The organism is Escherichia sp. GZ89, from assembly GCF_019366485.1.
GTDB classification, from domain to species: Bacteria; Pseudomonadota; Gammaproteobacteria; order Enterobacterales; family Enterobacteriaceae; genus Escherichia; species Escherichia fergusonii.
Map to the genome: position 1 here is coordinate 1 of NZ_JAEOHX010000024.1, position 18,777 is coordinate 18,777.

An 18,777-nucleotide genomic window follows, 5' to 3' on the forward strand; every position below is an offset into this window, starting at 1 on the left:
GAGCGGTAGTTCAGTCGGTTAGAATACCTGCCTGTCACGCAGGGGGTCGCGGGTTCGAGTCCCGTCCGTTCCGCCACTTATTAAGAAGCCTCGAGTTAACGCTCGAGGTTTTTTTTTCGTCTGTATTTCTATTATTGCCAAAATCGCAAAAATCCTCTGCGTTTTACGCCCTTTTTCCGCAACAGTCTAAAGTCCATAATCATCTCAGTTAACGAACATAGCATTAAAAGAGGCATATTATGGCTATCCCTGCATTTGGTTTAGGTACTTTTCGTCTGAAAGACGACGTTGTTATTTCATCTGTGAAAACGGCGCTTGAACTTGGTTATCGCGCAATTGATACCGCACAAATCTATGATAACGAAGCCGCAGTAGGTCAGGCGATTGCAGAAAGTGGTGTGCCACGTAATGAACTCTACATCACCACTAAAATCTGGATTGAAAATCTCAGCAAAGATAAATTGACCCCAAGTCTGAAAGAGAGCCTGCAAAAATTGCGTACCGATTATGTTGATCTGACGCTAATCCACTGGCCGTCACCAAACGATGAAGTCTCTGTTGAAGAGTTTATGCAGGCGCTGCTGGAAGCGAAAAAACAAGGTCTGACGTGTGAGATCGGTATTTCCAACTTCACGATCCCATTGATGGAAAAAGCGATTGCTGCTGTTGGCGCTGAAAATATCGCTACCAACCAGATTGAACTCTCTCCTTATCTGCAAAACCGTAAAGTAGTCGATTGGGCTAAACAGCACGGTATCCATATTACTTCCTATATGACGCTGGCATATGGGAAGGCCCTGAAAGATGAGGTTATTGCTCGTATTGCAGCTAAACACAATGCGACTCCGGCACAAGTGATTCTGGCGTGGGCTATGGGGGAAGGTTACTCAGTAATTCCTTCTTCTACTAAACGTGAAAACCTGGAGAGTAATCTTAAGGCACAAAATTTACAGTTTGATGCCGAAGATAAAAAAGCGATCGCCGCACTGGATTGCAACGACCGCCTGGTTAGCCCGGCAGGTCTGGCTCCTGAATGGGATTAAGCCTCTCTGACAGCTCCTTCGGGAGCTGTTTTTACATGCTCGCTAAGGAAATCGATAAAAGCCCGGATGCGCGTACTTACCGCACGGTCGCTGTAATAGACTGCACTAAATGGCATTTCCACTGGCAACACTTTATCTGCCATTAACTCCACCAATTCTCCGCGAGCGATTTCTCTGTCGATCATGTAGTCGGACAAACACGCAATCCCGTTGCCACTCAGGCAAAGCTGTTTCAGTGTTTCCCCACTATTGGATGACAAACCGTACTTCACCTCATGTAATTGTCCATCGCTACAGGCTATCGGCCAGGTATTGAGGGAAGCGGGTTCAGTGAATCCCAGGCAAACATGTTGCTTTAAATCGTCGAGCGTTTCTGGCTTCCCATAGCGGGAAATATAATCGGGGGAGGCTATAATTTTTCGATAACTGTTAAATAACGGCCTGGCACGTAAGCTGGAATCCGTTAACGTACCGGCGCGTATCGCGACATCCACTTTTCTTTCGATCAAATTAATAATCGTTTCGGAGGAGACTAGTGATAAAGTGACTTCCGGATAGCGTTCACGGAAAGGCTTAATCAACGGCATCAGAAAGTGCAGCACCACTGGAGTTGCGGCATCGATGCGCAACAGTCCACGCGGTGTATTACGCGTCTCCATAATTTCTGATTCTGCCGCTGCCATCTCCTGCAAAATTGACTGTACGCGACGAAAATAACGCTCGCCTTCTTCCGTCAGGCTAAGTTGCCGCGTGGTCCGATTAAGCAGGCTGACACCAAGTTTCATCTCCAGCTTTTTCACCGCCCGGCTTACCGCTGAGTTTGCTTGCCCTAATTGTTCCGCTGCCCGGCTAAAGCTGCCGCTTTCGACGACCGAAACAAAAATGGCGAGTTCTTCCGACGTAGCTTTCATTTTTGCCCCTGTTGCAAAATTGAAGAGATATTTTGAATTTATTTGTCATTAAACCATCAGGACACGAGATATGTCATCCGATTTAGTGTTCTCAACAATGAGTAAAATTCTGGCCGGTGTAAGCACTTGCTTACATAACAATATACAATTGCTCGTTGAAAGAGTGAGCTAAAATCCCTATAACAGTAGAAACCTCCCGAGTGCGGAAGGGTTGACGTAATAGAGGTTTCAAAGTCAAAAGTGCGAAAAAACACCTATGCCATGCGCTATGTTGCCGGACAACCAGCGGAAAGGATCTTACCGCCGGGGTCTTTTGCGAGCATCGGCCAGGCATTACCGCCCGGAGAACCGTTAAGTACCGAAGAGCGTATTCGGATCCTGGTGTGGAACATATACAAACAGCAACGCGCTGAATGGTTGTCGGTATTAAAGAACTACGGCAAAGATGCACATCTGGTGTTATTGCAGGAAGCGCAGACAACGCCAGAGTTAGTACAGTTTGCGACCGCTAACTATCTTGCTGCCGATCAGGTACCCGCTTTCGTGCTGCCACAACATCCTTCCGGTGTAATGACCCTTTCGGCGGCGCATCCAGTGTATTGCTGCCCGTTACGTGAACGAGAACCCATTTTGCGTCTGGCGAAGTCGGCACTGGTGACGGTCTATCCATTACCTGACACCCGCCTGTTGATGGTGGTTAATATACACGCCGTCAATTTCAGTCTGGGCGTGGATGTCTATAGTAAGCAGTTACTTCCTATTGGTGATCAGATAGCTCACCACAGCGGCCCGGTCATTATGGCGGGAGATTTCAATGCCTGGAGCCGTAGAAGGATGAACGCGTTATATCGCTTTGCGCGGGAAATGTCGCTGCGCCAGGTGCGTTTTACTGATGATCAGCGTCGACGTGCGTTTGGCCGACCGCTTGATTTTGTTTTCTACCGTGGTCTGAACGTCAGCGAAGCTTCTGTACTGGTGACGCGTGCTTCCGACCACAATCCGCTACTCGTTGAATTCAGTCCCGGCAAGCCTGATAAATAAGGTATGTCAGGTCTGCCACAGGGCAGACCAACGTTTGGCGCTGCCCTTTTTAATCAAACAATAAAAGGACAGCGCAATGACAACACAATCCCACCATGACCACGTAGAAAAGCAGTTTAGCTCGCAGGCCAGTGAGTATTTAACCAGTACCGTACATGCATCCGGGCGAGATTTACAGCGCCTGGCGGTGCGTCTGGCTGATTATCCTGATGCAAGTGTACTTGATATGGGCTGCGGAGCAGGGCATGCCAGCTTTGTCGCTGCGCAGAACGTTAGCGCGGTGGTGGCGTATGACTTATCTGCCCAAATGCTGGATGTCGTGGCACAAGCTGCCGAAGCCCGGCAACTGAAAAATATCACCACCCGCCAGGGATATGCCGAAAGTCTGCCATTTGCCGATAACGCTTTTGATATTGTGATCAGCCGTTATTCTGCTCATCACTGGCATGATGTCGGCGCAGCACTGCGCGAAGTGAATCGGGTATTGAAGCCCGGCGGTATGCTGATTGTGATGGACGTCATGTCGCCAGGACATCCGGTACGTGATATCTGGTTACAGACGGTAGAAGCGTTACGCGATACATCACATGTGCGTAATTACGCCTGCGGTGAGTGGTTGGCGTTAATCAATGAAGCCAATCTGATAGTTGATAATTTAATTACAGATAAGTTACCGCTGGAATTTTCTTCATGGGTCGTGAGAATGCGTACGCCAGAAACGTTAGTAGACGCTATTCGCATTTACCAACAGAGCGCATCGACAGAGGTGAGAACGTATTTTGCCTTGCAGAATGACTGCTCTTTCACCAGTGATATCATCATGGTAGAAGCACATAAAGCAGCATAAATAAAAAAGGCACCGGGGGAATCGGTGCCTTTTTATTATCTGGTTTGTCAGGAATCTGGCATGTTGTTGTTTTTCACAAACAACGTCAGCTTATCGCCTGGTTGCAGATTCGCAGTGTCGCTGTTCCAGCGCATCACATCTTTGATGTTCACGCCGTGGCGTTTAGCAATGCTTGAAAGCGAATCGCCTTTGCGTACACGATACGTAATGCTATCGCTGTTGTTTGCCAACCGCTGTGCGCTACTGCCTGCACCAATCGTCAAACTTTGGCCTGCTTTCAGCTTAGATCCCCGCAGTTTGTTCCACTGCTGCAAATCTTTGGTGCTTACGCCGAGACGTGAAGCGATGCTTGAAAGCGTGTCGCCAGAGCGTACGGTGTAAACACGGCTGTTAAGCGGCGTATTGTCGGCAACCAGTGTCGACTGTACGGCAGCAATTTCGCCAGAAGCCAGAGATTCACGCAGTTGATCTGCATGCTTCTTTGGCACCATCACGTACTGCGGGCCACTTGCGCCCAGCGTGGAGCCTTTCACGCCAGCGTTGAATGTCTTCAGCTTGCTGACGGAAATCCCCGCCATATCTGCAACCTTCGCCATTTCAACCGGGCTGCTCAGGTGCACACGCGCCAGAGCACGGCTTTCATCAGTCGTTGGCAGACGTACACCATAACGCTTGCTGTTTTTGAGAATATCACTCAATGCCAGCATTTTAGGCACGTATTGCTTCGTTTCCTGCGGCAATGGTAATGACCAGAAGTCCGTGGATTTCCCACGCGCTTTGTTCGTTTTAATTGCCTTCATGACCCGACCTTCGCCGCTGTTATAAGCCGCTACGGTCAGAAGCCAGTCGCCGTCAAACATCTTGTTCAGACGCTGCATCATGTTCAGCGCGGCAGTTGTTGAAGCAACAACATCGCGACGCGCGTCATAATTGCGGGTCTGTTTCAAACCATAATTGCGCCCCGTGCTCGGAATGATCTGCCAAATACCTGCGGCATTGGCGCCAGACGTCGCGTGAGGATCAAAAGCGCTCTCCACTATGGGTAGTAGTACCAGTTCCATAGGCATGTTACGTTTTTTAACTTGCCCGGCTATCCAGTACATATACGGCTCTGCCCGTAAAGTTACATCGTGGAGATAGCTCTTATTGCGTAAATATTTCTGTTTCTGCTCGCGAATCCGGTCGTTTTCCGGAATTCCCATCTTTAGCTCGTCGCCAATGAAAGCCCACAAGTCACCATCTGGCGCGATAGACGTCCCATCGTCCATCCATCGTGCCTGACTTGTAAACTTTGCTGCTTCCCCTTGACCAGCTGCAGAAAGGCTCTGTGCGTGCTGTTGAACGTTGCCGGTACTCTGGCAACCCACGAGCAGGACAGAGGCGAGTAATATCGCTTTTGCCTTCATGTGTGTGTCAATAGTTGCTTAAAAGACGACCGATCATAACGGCGAACGGAGCCGATGACAAGAAAGTTTTATCAGAACCTATCTTTCTTTGACCTTAACCATGCAAAACGCTCTTCAGGTTGTTGCAATAATGTTTCTTCATTAATTACATTAATTAAATCAATATCTTCCGTTCTTAAAAAAATATTAATTTGCCGCTCATTTTTCAGAATAACGGGTAGTGTTATTTGATTTTTTGCCCGTAACTCCTTAACTTTACGATAATAATCATTTATGGACAAATCGTGCGGAAGAATACTCAAAGCAAACTTCATATTTGATAACGTATATTCATGAGCACAACATACCAATGTATCGTCAGGTAACGCACTTAACTTTTTAAGTGATTGATACATTTGTGATGGTGTCCCTTCAAACAACCGACCACACCCACCAGAAAACAGCGTGTCGCCGCAAAATAGATAAGGTTTACTGAAGTAACAGATATGTCCTAAAGTGTGACCCGGTGTGGCAATTACACTAAATTCATGCCCCAAAACGAAGGCAGTTTCGCCATCTTTGACTACCTGTGTTGTTCCCTTATCTTGTGTCTCTCGTGGACCATACACCACAATTTGCGGAAACTTTTCCACCAGTTCTTTTACGCCTCCAACGTGATCGTGGTGATGGTGGGTAAGAAATATGGCCTCCGGTTGCCAGTTATTGGCGGCAATGGCGTTTAATACCGGCTCTGCGTCTCCGGGATCGACAATCAGGCAGCGACCTGCTTCATCATTCAAAACCCAGATGTAATTGTCATCAAAGGCGGGAATACTGTTAAGATTCATAGATTACCTCTCAGTGTGAAACGGAAGGTTGTGATGAAACCGGCAAGAGTCCCTCAAACTGTCGTGGCTCCTGATTGCTGGGGCGATTTGCCCTGGGGAGAGCTTTATCGCAAGGCGCTGGAGCGCCAGCTCAACCCGTGGTTCACTAAAATGTATGGTTTTCATCTGCTTAAGATTGGCAATTTAAGCGCAGAAATCAATTGCGAAGCGTGCGCGGTTTCTCATCAAGTGAATGTTTCTGCGCAAGGAATGCCCGTCCAGGTGCAGGCGGACCCACTTCATCTTCCTTTTGCCGATAAATCCGTTGATGTTTGTCTACTGGCACATACATTGCCGTGGTGCACCGATCCGCATCGTTTATTGCGTGAAACCGATCGGGTATTGATTGATGATGGCTGGCTGGTCATTAGTGGCTTTAATCCCATCAGTTTAATGGGATTGCGCAAACTTGTGCCGGTATTGCGAAAAAACTCGCCCTATAACAGCCGGATGTTTACTCTGATGCGGCAACTGGACTGGCTCTCTTTGTTGAATTTTGAAGTGCTGCACGCCAGCCGTTTCCACGTTCTCCCGTGGAACAAACACGGTGGAAAACTATTGAATGCGCATATTCCTGCGCTTGGTTGCTTACAACTTATCGTTGCCCGGAAACGGACTATTCCTTTAACGCTAAATCCGATGAAACAGAGTAAAAACAAGCCACGAATTCGCCAGGCGGTTGGTGCCACCCGGCAATGTCGTAAACCACAGGCTTAAACTTCGACTTGATAGCCTGTATCTTCCAGTGTGGGATTCATCGCCGCAGCACGAGCCAGTTCATCACAGCGTTCGTTTTCCGGGTGTCCGGCATGGCCTTTAACCCATTCCCATTTGATTTGATGCTGCCCCAATGCAGCATCAAGACGTTGCCAGAGATCGACATTTTTTACTGGTTTTTTGTCTGCTGTTTTCCAGCCACGTTTTTTCCAGTTATGGATCCACTGAGTGATCCCCTGGCGGACATACTGGCTGTCGGTACTCAAAATGACTTCGCAATGTTCTTTTAAGGCCTCCAGCGCGACAATAGCGGCCATCAACTCCATACGGTTGTTGGTGGTGCGGGTGTAGCCAGCGCTAAAGGTTTTCTCGCGTCCGCGATAGCGTAAAATAGCGCCGTAACCCCCGGGTCCAGGATTACCCAGACACGAACCATCGGTGAAAATTTCTACCTGTTTAAGCATCTCTGGTAGACTTCCTGTAATTGAATCGAACTGTAAAACGACAAGTCTGACATAAATGACCGCTATGAGCACTGCAATTACACGCCAGATCGTTCTCGATACCGAAACCACCGGTATGAACCAGATTGGTGCGCACTATGAAGGCCACAAGATCATTGAGATTGGTGCCGTTGAAGTGGTGAACCGTCGCCTGACGGGCAATAACTTCCATGTTTATCTCAAACCCGATCGGCTGGTGGATCCGGAAGCCTTTGGCGTACATGGTATTGCCGATGAGTTTTTGCTCGATAAGCCCACGTTTGCCGAAGTAGCCGATGAGTTCATGGACTATATTCGCGGCGCGGAGTTGGTGATCCATAACGCAGCGTTCGATATCGGCTTTATGGACTATGAGTTCTCGTTGCTCAAGCGCGATATTCCGAAGACCAATACCTTCTGTAAGGTCACCGATAGCCTTGCGGTGGCGAGGAAAATGTTTCCCGGTAAGCGAAACAGCCTCGATGCGTTATGTGCCCGCTACGAAATAGATAACAGTAAACGAACGCTGCACGGGGCATTACTCGATGCCCAGATCCTTGCGGAAGTTTATCTGGCGATGACCGGTGGTCAAACGTCGATGGCTTTTGCGATGGAGGGAGAGACACAACAGCAACAAGGTGAAGCAACAATTCAGCGCATTGTGCGTCAGGCAAGTAAGTTACGCGTTGTTTTTGCGACAGATGAAGAGCTTGCAGCACATGAAGCCCGTCTTGATCTGGTGCAGAAGAAGGGTGGAAGCTGCCTCTGGCGGGCGTAATTATCTGTGAAAGGCGATAAAAATAGCGACTTGGGCGATTTTTGCAGCAAACGATTCAAAAGATGAGAAAAACCATTGACGAAGGGTGAGGCAATCCGTAATATTCGCCTCGTTCCCAACGGAACACTACGCGGAGCGGTAGTTCAGTCGGTTAGAATACCTGCCTGTCACGCAGGGGGTCGCGGGTTCGAGTCCCGTCCGTTCCGCCAATATTCAGAAAGCCTGAGTCAGTAATGATTCAGGCTTTCGTCGTTTAAGTTCCAGAAAAAAATAGCCACGAAACTTATCTCGTAGCCATATTTACCCCCTAACGCAATGTGAATTCATCCGCATCCCGCCATGCCGGAAACTTTTCTCTATATTCCCTTAACACCGCCATCGACAACTCGGCATCAATGCGCGTTGCCTGATGCGCGTCGGCAGTAGCGATAATCTCGCCCTGTGGATTAATCACCCGGCTGTCACCGCGATAATGGCAGCCGTTGCCATCGCTGCCGACGCGATTACATCCCGCCACATATGCCTGATTCTCAATCGCGCGGGCCGTCAGCAATGCCTGCCAGTGCAGAGAGCGCGGAGCAGGCCAGTTGGCGACGTACAGGGCGAGGTCATAATCGTTGAGATTGCGCGACCACACCGGAAAACGTAAGTCGTAGCACACCAGCGGCAAAATACGCCAGCCGCGCCATTCCACAATCACTCGCGCATTGCCCGCTTTATAATGAAGATGCTCATCTGCCATTCGGAACAGATGACGCTTGTCATAAAAATGCACCTTGCCGCCCGGCTCAACCAGCAAAAAGCGATTAACCGAACCAGACTCCGTTTGTAATGCAACACTGCCGGCAATCAGCGCATTGCACTGCTGCGCTTTGGCTGTCATCCAGTTCACTACGTCATCTTGTGCTAGCGACGAAGCTGCCGCTTCCATGGCAAAGCCACTGGTAAACATCTCCGGCAGAATGATCACATCGCGCCCGGTAATACCTTCTAGTTGACGATCAAAATGGCGCAGGTTGGCAGGACCATCCATCCACACCAGTGGTTGCTGCAAAAGCGTAATCTTCAAGCCAGGCACGGTGTACAACTCCTTTATGTGAAGGGTTTTATAACTTTAACACCTTATCAGGCAGTTGCCTTAGCGCAGAATAGATTGATAACAAATGCTGATATTGGAAATATCTGATTTGCAAATTATCGTGTTATCGCCAGGCTTTAGCAGGTTAATAACATGGGCAGGATAAGCTCGGGAGGAATGATGTTTAAGGCAATAACAACAGTCGCCGCTCTGGTCATCGCCACCAGTGCAATGGCGCAGGATGATTTAACCATTAGCAGCCTTGCAAAGGGCGAAACCACCAAAGCTGCGTTTAATCAGATGGTACAAGGGCATAAGTTGCCTGCCTGGGTGATGAAAGGCGGTACTTATACTCCCGCACAAACCGTGACATTGGGTGATGAGACGTATCAGGTGATGAGCGCGTGCAAACCGCATGACTGTGGTTCGCAACGTATCGCTGTGATGTGGTCCGAGAAATCTAATCAGATGACGGGGCTGTTCTCGACTATTGATGAGAAAACGTCGCAAGAGAAACTCACCTGGCTGAATGTGAACGATGCGCTTTCGATTGATGGTAAAACGGTGCTGTTCGCGGCGTTGACCGGCAGTCTGGAAAACCATCCGGATGGCTTTAATTTTAAATAATTAGCGGATAAAGAAACGGAGCCTTTCGGCTCCGTTATTCAATTATGCGGCTTCAACTTTCCGAACTTTCTCCGGCAACTTTACCGGCTTCGTCGCCAGCTCTTCCGGCTCAAAGTCATCAACGTTAATACTACGCAGACGGCTCTCTTCAGCTTTTATCAGAATGGCGGCTTCATCTTTATCAATCAGCCCCTTCGCCAGCGCGTTGTGTGCCAGTTCATCCAGACGGGTAAATGGCAGGTTTTTACCCAGCTCTTTACAGATCCGCTGATGAATCGGATCGGCGGCAATCACATCCACCAGCGCCTCTTCCAGTAAACCAACCGGGTTATGTTCGCTCGGCGTCAGGTACTGACCGCGGCCAATACGTGAACGGGTGGCGTTTGGCACTTGTAAAATCTTTGCCACTTTATGATCCAGTTTGTCAGACGGTGCCAGATAATGGCGTCCGGTCGGGAAGATCACCACATTCAGCAGCCCGGCAACCACGCGGTTCGGGAAGTTTTGCAGTAAATCGTCCATTGCCTGTTCAGCCTGATACAGCGCATCCTGTACGCCCCAATGCACCAGCGGCAGGTCGGTTTCATTACGGCCTTCATCGTCATAACGCTTCAGAACGGCAGAGGCGAGGTAAAGCTGACTTAAAATATCACCCAGACGTGCCGAGATGCGTTCGCGACGTTTCAGGCTGCCGCCCAGCACCGCCATCGAAACATCAGAAAGCAGGGCGAGGTTGGCACTCAGGCGGTTCAGGTGCTGATAATAACGTTTAGTGGCATCGCCGGTTGGCGTGCTGCTGGTTAAACCGCGCGTCAGACCCAGCCAGAAGCTGCGAACTTTGTTGCTACCGACGTGACCGATATGTTTGAACAGCAGTTTATCGAACGCGTTAACGTCATTGTTCTTCGCCGCTTCCATCTCTTCCAGCACGTACGGATGGCAACGAATCGCTCCCTGACCGAAGATCATCATGCTGCGGGTCAGAATGTTGGCCCCTTCAACGGTGATGGCAATCGGTGCGCCCTGGTAAGCTCGTGCCAGGAAGTTGCTCTGACCGAGCATAATGCCTTTACCCCCGGTGATATCCATCGCATCAATAATCGACTGCTGCCCACGGTGGGTACAGTGATACTTAACGATAGCCGACAGCACGGCAGGTTTTTCGCCGAGCATAATGCCGTAGGTAATCAGCGATGCCGCAGCATCCATCACGTAGGCATTACCGGCAATACGCGCCAGCGGCTCTTCAATCCCTTCCATCTTACCGATAGAGATTTTGAACTGACGGCGAATGTGTGCATACGCGCCGGTTGCCAGCGCCACCGACTTCACGCCGCCGGTTGAGTTGGAAGGCAGGGTAATACCACGGCCTACGGAGAGACACTCCACCAGCATCCGCCAGCCTTGCCCGGCCATTTTTGGTCCGCCAATAATGTAGTCGATCGGTACGAAGACATCTTTACCGCGCGTCGGTCCGTTTTGGAACGGTACGTTCAGCGGGAAGTGGCGACGACCAATTTCCACGCCTGGCGTGGTGGTCGGGATCAGCGCACAGGTAATGCCTAAATCTTCTGCGCCACCCAGAAGTTTTTCCGGGTCGGAGAGTTTAAACGCCAGACCAAGCACGGTCGCAATCGGCGCGAGCGTAATGTAGCGTTTGTTCCAGGTCAGACGCATGCCCAGCACCTGCTGGCCCTGCCATTCACCCATGCAGACAATCCCGGTATCCGGGATAGCGCCCGCATCGGAACCCGCTTCCGGGCTGGTCAGTGCAAAGCAAGGGATCTCCTGACCACGCGCCAGACGCGGCAGATAGTGATTTTTCTGCTCGTCAGTGCCGTAATGTTGCAGCAGTTCGCCCGGACCTAATGAGTTCGGCACGCCGACGGTAATCGCCAGGATCCCGCTCACGCCGGAGAGTTTTTGCAGCACACGAGACTGGGCATAAGCCGAGAACTCCAGTCCGCCGTACTCTTTTTTGATGATCATCGCGAAGAAACGATGCTCTTTGAGGTACGCCCACAACTCTGGCGGCAAATCAGCCAGCTCATGGGTAATCTGGAAATCATTCGCCATCCGGCAGGCTTCTTCTACCGGGCCGTCGAGAAACGCTTGCTCTTCAGCGGTCAGGCACGGCTGCGGATAGTTATGCAGCTTTTTCCAGTCCGGCTTGCCCTGGAACAAGTCGCCTTCCCACCAGGTGGTGCCTGCATCAATCGCTTCTTTTTCAGTGCGTGACATCGGTGGCATCACCTTACGGAAACCGCGAAATACCGGTGCGGAAATCATCGACTTACGCATAGGCGCAAAGTTAAATGGCACGAGGATAATGGCCAGAGGCACCAGTACCCACGCCGACCACAGACCAGCAACGCCGAGGGCGGCTGTCCAGGCGAGCAAAATCAGACTGCTGATAAATAAGCTCACGCGGTGATAGAACAACGCGCCGAGCAGGACAACCGTAGCGAGAATACTCAAAATCATCATAACGAAAAGCCCCTTACTTGTAGGAGGTCTGACCACTTGTGATGATATGGTTGTAGTGGATGTAAAAACATTTAGCAATGTGTTTACAATATAATTACAACAAAGCTCACATTGTTGCTGTTTTTATCCGCACTTCAGGTCAAAAAGTCCTGGTCATAGCACTTGCCCGTACTTCTCGCTTTTGGCGGTATCCGGTACACTGCATTTTGTCTATTACATTTATGCTGAAGGATATCCTCATGTACCAGGATCTTATTCGTAATGAACTGAACGAAGCGGCGGAAACGCTGGCTAACTTTTTAAAAGATGACGCCAATATTCACGCCATTCAGCGCGCGGCGGTCCTGTTAGCAGACAGCTTTAAAGCCGGTGGCAAAGTGCTTTCCTGCGGCAACGGCGGCTCCCATTGCGACGCCATGCACTTTGCCGAAGAGTTGACCGGTCGCTACCGTGAAAACCGTCCGGGCTACCCGGCGATTGCCATTTCTGACGTTAGTCATATTTCCTGCGTCGGTAATGATTTCGGTTTCAATGATATTTTCTCCCGCTACGTTGAAGCGGTAGGTCGCGAAGGCGATGTACTGCTGGGGATTTCCACCTCCGGTAACTCTGCAAACGTGATCAAAGCGATCGCAGCGGCGCGTGAGAAGGGGATGAAAGTGATCACCCTGACCGGTAAAGACGGCGGCAAAATGGCTGGCACGGCGGATATCGAAATTCGCGTTCCGCACTTTGGTTATGCCGACCGCATTCAGGAGATTCACATTAAAGTGATCCATATCCTGATCCAGTTAATTGAAAAAGAGATGGCTAAGTAAGGGCTTTTCTCCCTCTCCCTTTCAGGGAGAGGGCCGGGGTGAGGGTAACAGCCTGCACCTTATTACTTTTTAATCAATCTTCGCCGGGGGCCATGCGCTCCCGCTGTTGTGGAGGTTACCCATGTGCGAATTGCTCGGGATGAGCGCCAACGTTCCTACCGATATCTGCTTTAGTTTCACCGGTCTGGTGCAGCGTGGTGGTGGAACCGGGCCACATAAAGATGGCTGGGGCATTACCTTTTACGAAGGTAAAGGCTGTCGCACATTTAAAGATCCGCAACCCAGCTTTAATTCCCCTATCGCCAAACTGGTCCAGGACTATCCAATCAAATCCTGCTCGGTAATTGCTCATATTCGCCAGGCGAATCGGGGCGAGGTGGCACTGGAAAATACTCATCCGTTTACCCGCGAGTTATGGGGACGCAACTGGACTTATGCCCATAACGGGCAACTGACGGGGTACAAGTCACTGGAAACCGGCAACTTCCGCCCGGTAGGTGAAACCGACAGCGAAAAAGCCTTTTGCTGGCTGCTGCATAAATTAACGCAGCGTTACCCGCGCACACCGGGCAACATGGCGGCAGTGTTTAAATATATCGCCTCACTGGCGGATGAACTGCGGCAGAAGGGCGTTTTCAACATGCTACTTTCGGACGGACGCTATGTAATGGCGTATTGCTCGACCAATCTGCACTGGATCACCCGCCGCGCGCCGTTTGGCGTGGCAACGTTGCTGGATCAGGATGTGGAAATCGACTTCAGCTCGCAGACCACACCGAATGATGTGGTCACGGTGATTGCGACACAGCCGCTGACGGGCAATGAAACCTGGCAAAAGATTATGCCAGGCGAATGGCGCTTATTTTGCCTCGGGGAGCGTGTAGTTTGATGCCAGCTGTGGTTGCACCACTTCATGGCTCAACGGCTTGCTGACGACGTAACGGCCATTGACCACAGAAACGGTCGGTGGCTTACGGGTCTGTTCAAAGTAGTCGTAGCCCGGCTTCAGTTGCTCCCAGAAGTCCTTAAAGTTGGAATATTTATGGCGCTGCATGTTGGCGTCGGTCATGCGGAATGGGTAAATACTCACTTGCACGCTCGGCTGACCAAATACCAGCGCACCGGTAACGAACTGGAAGATCTCATCAATACCCTGATTGGTCATCGCGTAGCAGCCGATGGAAACACAATCGCCGTGAATCATCAGGTATTTCCCTTCATAACCATGCGCACGATCATAGGCATTGGGGAAACCAATATTAATCGCTTTGTAGTAACGGCTGTCTGGTTTTAACTGATTACGCTGGACGCTATAAAACCCTTCCGGGCTTTTGAAATCGCCCTGACGCTGTTTTGGCCCTAAACCGCCGGAATATTTACAGATTTTATAACTATCGAGCAGTTGATATTGCTCGCCCATTTTGACGTAGAGATCGAGCGTACGTTCTTCCTTGAAGATCTGGATGTAGACAGGGGATCCCATCAACTGCTGCTTATACTCTTTGCTCACTGGTGTGGTCGAGCTACTGCTGCCCAGCAAACTGGCAAACGAAACGCACGGGATCAACAACATCGCAAGAATTAATGCGATTTTACGCATACTGCTTATTCCTTGATAAAACGGTTACACACGCCAGGACGGCAAAATAGATCCCAAATCGGAATAGTCTGGATTTGGAAGGCTCACATTATCACCAAAAGAGTTTTACGCAAGCCTGTCGGCGCTGGGTTTACAAATTTAGCACAAGGGCAGTTTTCAATAGTCCGAAAAGCGCATGTATCACTTATTTCCTAAGATTATGAAACCTCGTAAGTAATATGCAAATAAGCAATTAATAATCCCGTTTACTCCCCCAACCTTTTAAAATTCTCTCCTTCATTCAGCTGGTTTATGTCCTTCATGTCTTCATTCTTTCACGGCAGATTTCTCCATCCAGGCGTGTTTTCGTTATGCGTTTTGCTCCCTTTACTCGCCAGCGCTACCACATCACCTATCTCTCTCAGTTACGCCGCCCGCCAGCGGATGCAAAACCGTGCCAGACTGCTAAAACAGTACCAGGTGCATCTAAAAAAACAGGCGAACTACATTGTGGAAGGCAATGCAGAAAGCAGAAGGGCGCTGCGCCAGCACAACCGGGAGCAGGTAAAACAGCATCCAGAATGGGTTCCTGCACCGCTCAAGGCGAGTGACAGACGCTGGCAGGTGCTGGCAGAAAACAACCACTTTTTAAGCAGCGACCATCTGCATAACATCACCGAAGTAGCGATTCACCGTCTGGAGCAGCAGCTTGGCAAGCCTTACGTCTGGGGCGGCACGCGGCCTGATCAAGGCTTCGACTGTAGCGGGTTGGTTTTTTATGCCTACAACAAGATCCTCGAGGCGAAGCTCCCGCGTACGGCCAATGAGATGTATCACTACCATCGGGCAACGATTGTGGCGAACAACGACCTGCGCCGGGGAGATTTGCTGTTTTTCCATATCCACAGCCGTGAGATTGCCGATCATATAGGCGTGTATTTGGGAGACGGTCAGTTTATCGAGTCGCCGCGAACGGGGGAAACCATTCGGGTAAGCCGGTTAGCTGAACCTTTCTGGCAGGATCATTTTTTGGGGGCTAGACGGATTTTGACTGAAGAAACGATCCTGTAGCCAGCAGAGCGTGTGTGACACTCGAAGCGCCGGATATGATTCATATCCGGCACCGAACCGGATTAGCCCAAATCCGCCATTAACACTTTGGAACGACGCTGATAGTTGTACATCAACTTTTTGCTTTCTGGCAGCAAATCAATATCCACAGGTGTAAACCCGCGTTCCTGAAACCAGTGAATACTGCGGGTAGTAAGAACAAATAGTTTGCTTAATCCTATCTGTTTGGCCTGTGCAGCAATTCGTTCAAGTAAGACTTCACCACGTGCTGAACTGCGGTAATCCGGGTGTACCGCCACACATGCCATTTCGCCTATCTTCTCTTCCGGGAATGGATAGAGCGCGGCGCAGGCAATAGTTGTATTATCGCGCTGAATAATGGTGAATTTGTCGATTTCCATCTCCAGTTGCTCGCGCGAGCGACGTACCAGAATTCCCTGTTGTTCCAGCGGGCGAATCAACTCCAGAATACCGCCAATATCATTAATAGTGGCGCGGCGGATTTGTTCTGCGCTTTCCATAACAATCTGCGTACCAATACCGTCACGGGAGAACAGTTCCTGTAGTAGTGCGCCATCTTCTTGATAGCTAATTAAATGGCAACGCCGCACGCCACTGCGGCAGGCCTTCACCGCACCGCGTAAAAAGCGTACGGTGCCTGAGTTATAATCGCCAGCCGTTTCCTGTGCTTCTACACGCGCCTGAGCTTCGTTAGGAAAGAGTTCAGATACAATATCGCCATCGTCATTAGTCACGCCCTGAGATGAGCAGAAACCGATCATTTTCTCTGCTTTCAGTTTAATGGCGAGTTGGGTCGCAATTTCTTCCGAGGTCAGGTTAAAACTTTCGCCAGTGACAGAAACGGCCACAGGTCCGAGCAACACGATTGCACCACTGTCCAGTTGGCGGTGGATCGCTTCTTCATCAATACGGCGAATACGTCCGCTATGACAATAATCCACACCATCATCAACGCCCAGTGGCTGCGCAATGATGAAATTACCGCTGACCACATTAATATGCGCGCCCTGTAACGGCGTGTTATTTAGACTCATCGACAGGCGAGCGGTGATATCCAATTGTAATGTGCCAGCAGCCTGTTTAACCAGTTCCAGCGTTTTGGCATCTGTTACGCGGATATTCTTGTGATAAAGCGGCTCATGTTGATGCGCTGCAAGGTTGGCATCGATTTGTGGTCGGGCTCCATAAACTACAACCAGACGAATTCCGAGGCTATGTAATAAGCCAATATCATTGACAATACTGGAGAAGTTCTCATGCTCAATGGCTTCGCCGCCGAGCATAATGACAAACGTCTTTCCCCGATGGGTGTTGATATAGGGAACAGAATGACGGAACCCCTGAACAAGTTCGGTACTACGCTCCTTTACCACGGCTCGCCCTCTTTGCATGAATATTCGAAATTATTGTATTTTTATTCTGTTTTTCTCCACCATGCAAGCGCAAATTTTGCCCGGTCTGCAGTTTTTTATCAGTAATTTCGTGAATATAAAAAGAATGTTTACTGTTTAATAGATGACAGATTATGCGCTATTCGCTAAAGTTTCCGGTCAATTTGGTCGTTTTGTGTATCTTTACCGTTTAGATTTTTGCTCGGGAGTAGCATGTCAGGAACCAATTCAGCAATCAGCCGTCGTCGCTTATTACAAGGGGCGGGAGCTATGTGGCTATTGAGCGTAAGTCAGGTGGGACTGGCAGCGGTCAGTCAGGTTGTCGCTGTACGTGTCTGGCCTGCATCGAGTTATACGCGTGTCACAGTAGAATCGAGTCGCCTGCTGAAATACAAACAATTTGCGTTGAGTAATCCTGAACGTGTGGTGGTTGATCTCGAAGGCGTAAATCTTAACACCGTGCTGAAAGGTGTGGCGGCGCAAATACGAACTGATGATCCTTTCATAAAATCAGCACGGGTAGGGCAGTTTGATCCACAAACTGTGCGAATGGTTTTTGAACTCAAGCAAAATGTAAAACCACAGATTTTCGCTTTGGCTCCGGTTGCCGGGTTTAAAGAGCGTCTGGTGATGGATCTTTACCCAGCCAATGCCCAGGACATGCAGGATCCGCTGCTGGCATTGTTAGAAGATTACAACAAAGGCGATCTTGAAAAGCAGGTGCCGCCAGCACAAAGTGGTCCACAACCGGGTAAAGCAGGTCGCGATCGCCCGATAGTCATCATGCTTGACCCTGGCCACGGCGGCGAAGACTCCGGTGCGGTGGGGAAATACAAAACACGCGAAAAAGACGTGGTATTGCAAATAGCTCGCCGTCTGCGCTCTCTGATCGAGAAAGAGGGCAACATGAAGGTGTACATGACGCGCAATGAAGACATCTTCATTCCGTTGCAGGTACGTGTGGCTAAAGCGCAGAAACAGCGTGCCGACCTGTTTGTCTCTATCCATGCTGACGCTTTTACCAGTCGCCAACCGAGCGGTTCCTCGGTATTTGCGCTTTCGACTAAAGGGGCGACCAGTACCGCTGCAAAATATCTGGCACAAACGCAGAACGCCTCGGACTTGATTGGCGGTGTGAGCAAGAGTGGCGACCGCTATGTTGACCACACCATGTTCGATATGGTGCAGTCACTGACCATTGCCGACAGCCTGAAGTTTGGTAAGGCTGTATTGAATAAGCTGGGTAAAATCAACAAACTGCATAAAAATCAGGTTGAACAGGCCGGGTTTGCTGTACTAAAAGCGCCAGATATTCCATCCATTTTGGTGGAAACGGCATTTATCAGTAACGTTGAGGAAGAACGAAAGTTGAAAACCGCAACTTTCCAGCAGGAGATTGCTGAATCTATTCTTGCAGGGATCAAAGCTTACTTTGCCGATGGTGCGACGCTGGCGAGAAGGGGATGATAAAAAAGCGCTGAATGGCGCTTTTTTTATCGAGAGCAGAAACAAAAAAACACCCAACAGGGTGCTTTAGTAATTGGTTGCGGGGGCCGGATTTGAACCGACGACCTTCGGGTTATGAGCCCGACGAGCTACCAGGCTGCTCCACCC

The 18,777-nt window shown here is 49.9% G+C and carries 18 protein-coding genes and 1 tRNA gene; 11 read left to right on the forward strand and 8 right to left on the reverse strand.

Translation table 11 applies throughout. From position 1 onward, the window contains the following. Nucleotides 1-239 precede the first annotated feature (239 nt). Nucleotides 240-1,043 (forward strand): 2,5-didehydrogluconate reductase DkgB, encoded by an 804-nt coding sequence (dkgB, locus tag K0335_RS21530; RefSeq protein WP_000997057.1) that lies wholly within the window; start codon nt 240-242, stop codon nt 1,041-1,043. Here the strand turns inward: dkgB and yafC are convergent. Next, the gene (yafC, locus tag K0335_RS21535) at nt 1,040-1,954 is read right to left on the reverse strand and encodes a DNA-binding transcriptional regulator YafC (RefSeq protein ID WP_000648590.1); all 915 of its coding nucleotides are present in this window, start codon (nt 1,952-1,954) and stop codon (nt 1,040-1,042) included. The genes dkgB and yafC overlap by 4 nt on opposite strands. Nucleotides 1,955-2,194: 240 nt before the next feature. Between yafC and K0335_RS21540 the strand changes: the two genes are divergently transcribed. Together K0335_RS21540 and K0335_RS21545 are read left to right on the forward strand one after the other, a co-directional pair. Next, nucleotides 2,195-2,995: an endonuclease/exonuclease/phosphatase family protein gene (locus K0335_RS21540; protein ID WP_001230983.1), complete on the forward strand. Its 801-nt coding sequence runs from the start codon at nt 2,195-2,197 to the stop codon at nt 2,993-2,995. A gap of 76 nt (nt 2,996-3,071) precedes the next feature. Continuing rightward, on the forward strand, nt 3,072-3,842 hold the full coding sequence (locus K0335_RS21545; RefSeq protein WP_000211712.1) for a class I SAM-dependent methyltransferase: 771 nt from the start codon (nt 3,072-3,074) through the stop codon (nt 3,840-3,842). A 47-nt stretch (nt 3,843-3,889) separates the two neighbouring features. On the opposite strand, the gene mltD is transcribed toward K0335_RS21545, so the two are convergent. Together mltD and gloB are read right to left on the reverse strand one after the other, a co-directional pair. Then, nucleotides 3,890-5,248, reverse strand: coding sequence for a murein transglycosylase D (gene mltD, locus K0335_RS21550; RefSeq protein ID WP_000644684.1), 1,359 nt, complete (start codon nt 5,246-5,248; stop codon nt 3,890-3,892). Nucleotides 5,249-5,319: 71 nt separating this feature from the next. Then, on the reverse strand, nt 5,320-6,075 hold the full coding sequence (gene gloB / locus K0335_RS21555; protein WP_104920588.1) for a hydroxyacylglutathione hydrolase: 756 nt from the start codon (nt 6,073-6,075) through the stop codon (nt 5,320-5,322). A gap of 33 nt (nt 6,076-6,108) precedes the next feature. On the opposite strand from gloB, the gene K0335_RS21560 reads away from it, so the two are divergent. Further along, the gene (locus tag K0335_RS21560) at nt 6,109-6,831 is read left to right on the forward strand and encodes a class I SAM-dependent methyltransferase (RefSeq protein WP_001353445.1); all 723 of its coding nucleotides are present in this window, start codon (nt 6,109-6,111) and stop codon (nt 6,829-6,831) included. Here the strand turns inward: K0335_RS21560 and rnhA are convergent. Further along, nucleotides 6,828-7,295, reverse strand: coding sequence for a ribonuclease HI (rnhA, locus tag K0335_RS21565; RefSeq protein WP_000917883.1), 468 nt, complete (start codon nt 7,293-7,295; stop codon nt 6,828-6,830). The genes K0335_RS21560 and rnhA overlap by 4 nt on opposite strands. 64 nt (nt 7,296-7,359) lie before the next feature. On the opposite strand from rnhA, the gene dnaQ reads away from it, so the two are divergent. Together dnaQ and K0335_RS21575 are read left to right on the forward strand one after the other, a co-directional pair. Further along, nucleotides 7,360-8,091, forward strand: a complete 732-nt coding sequence (dnaQ, locus tag K0335_RS21570; protein ID WP_001366128.1) for a DNA polymerase III subunit epsilon — start codon at nt 7,360-7,362, stop codon at nt 8,089-8,091. Between the two features lie 132 nt (nt 8,092-8,223). Beyond that, nucleotides 8,224-8,300 (forward strand) — tRNA-Asp (locus K0335_RS21575). Between the two features lie 98 nt (nt 8,301-8,398). Here the strand turns inward: K0335_RS21575 and yafV are convergent. Continuing rightward, complete coding sequence (yafV, locus tag K0335_RS21580; RefSeq protein WP_104920586.1) at nt 8,399-9,169, reverse strand: 2-oxoglutaramate amidase; 771 nt, start codon at nt 9,167-9,169, stop codon at nt 8,399-8,401. Nucleotides 9,170-9,349: 180 nt separating this feature from the next. Here yafV and ivy point away from each other — a divergent pair, with 180 nt between their 5' ends. Continuing rightward, on the forward strand, nt 9,350-9,796 hold the full coding sequence (ivy, locus tag K0335_RS21585; RefSeq protein ID WP_001308392.1) for an Ivy family C-type lysozyme inhibitor: 447 nt from the start codon (nt 9,350-9,352) through the stop codon (nt 9,794-9,796). A 42-nt stretch (nt 9,797-9,838) separates the two neighbouring features. Here ivy and fadE read toward each other — a convergent pair whose 3' ends face one another. After that, a complete protein-coding gene (gene fadE, locus K0335_RS21590; RefSeq protein ID WP_000973062.1) occupies nt 9,839-12,283 on the reverse strand; it encodes an acyl-CoA dehydrogenase FadE in 2,445 nt (814 codons plus the stop codon). 239 nt (nt 12,284-12,522) lie between these two features. Between fadE and lpcA the strand changes: the two genes are divergently transcribed. Together lpcA and K0335_RS21600 are read left to right on the forward strand one after the other, a co-directional pair. Continuing rightward, nucleotides 12,523-13,101 (forward strand): D-sedoheptulose 7-phosphate isomerase, encoded by a 579-nt coding sequence (gene lpcA / locus K0335_RS21595; RefSeq protein WP_001353440.1) that lies wholly within the window; start codon nt 12,523-12,525, stop codon nt 13,099-13,101. 121 nt (nt 13,102-13,222) lie between these two features. After that, nucleotides 13,223-13,990: a class II glutamine amidotransferase gene (locus K0335_RS21600; protein WP_001355142.1), complete on the forward strand. Its 768-nt coding sequence runs from the start codon at nt 13,223-13,225 to the stop codon at nt 13,988-13,990. Here K0335_RS21600 and dpaA read toward each other — a convergent pair. Beyond that, complete coding sequence (dpaA, locus tag K0335_RS21605; protein ID WP_001225689.1) at nt 13,961-14,701, reverse strand: peptidoglycan meso-diaminopimelic acid protein amidase; 741 nt, start codon at nt 14,699-14,701, stop codon at nt 13,961-13,963. The genes K0335_RS21600 and dpaA overlap by 30 nt on opposite strands. 300 nt (nt 14,702-15,001) lie before the next feature. On the opposite strand from dpaA, the gene K0335_RS21610 reads away from it, so the two are divergent. Beyond that, entirely contained in the window at nt 15,002-15,751 is a 750-nt protein-coding gene (locus tag K0335_RS21610; RefSeq protein ID WP_219394118.1) for a C40 family peptidase, read from the forward strand. Nucleotides 15,752-15,813: 62 nt separating this feature from the next. Here the strand turns inward: K0335_RS21610 and argA are convergent, their stop codons facing one another. Continuing rightward, entirely contained in the window at nt 15,814-17,145 is a 1,332-nt protein-coding gene (argA, locus tag K0335_RS21615; RefSeq protein WP_000238002.1) for an amino-acid N-acetyltransferase, read from the reverse strand. A gap of 231 nt (nt 17,146-17,376) precedes the next feature. Here argA and amiC point away from each other — a divergent pair, with 231 nt between their 5' ends. Then, the gene (gene amiC / locus K0335_RS21620; protein ID WP_000017148.1) at nt 17,377-18,630 is read left to right on the forward strand and encodes an N-acetylmuramoyl-L-alanine amidase AmiC; all 1,254 of its coding nucleotides are present in this window, start codon (nt 17,377-17,379) and stop codon (nt 18,628-18,630) included. The last annotated feature ends 147 nt before the right edge of the window (nt 18,631-18,777 follow it).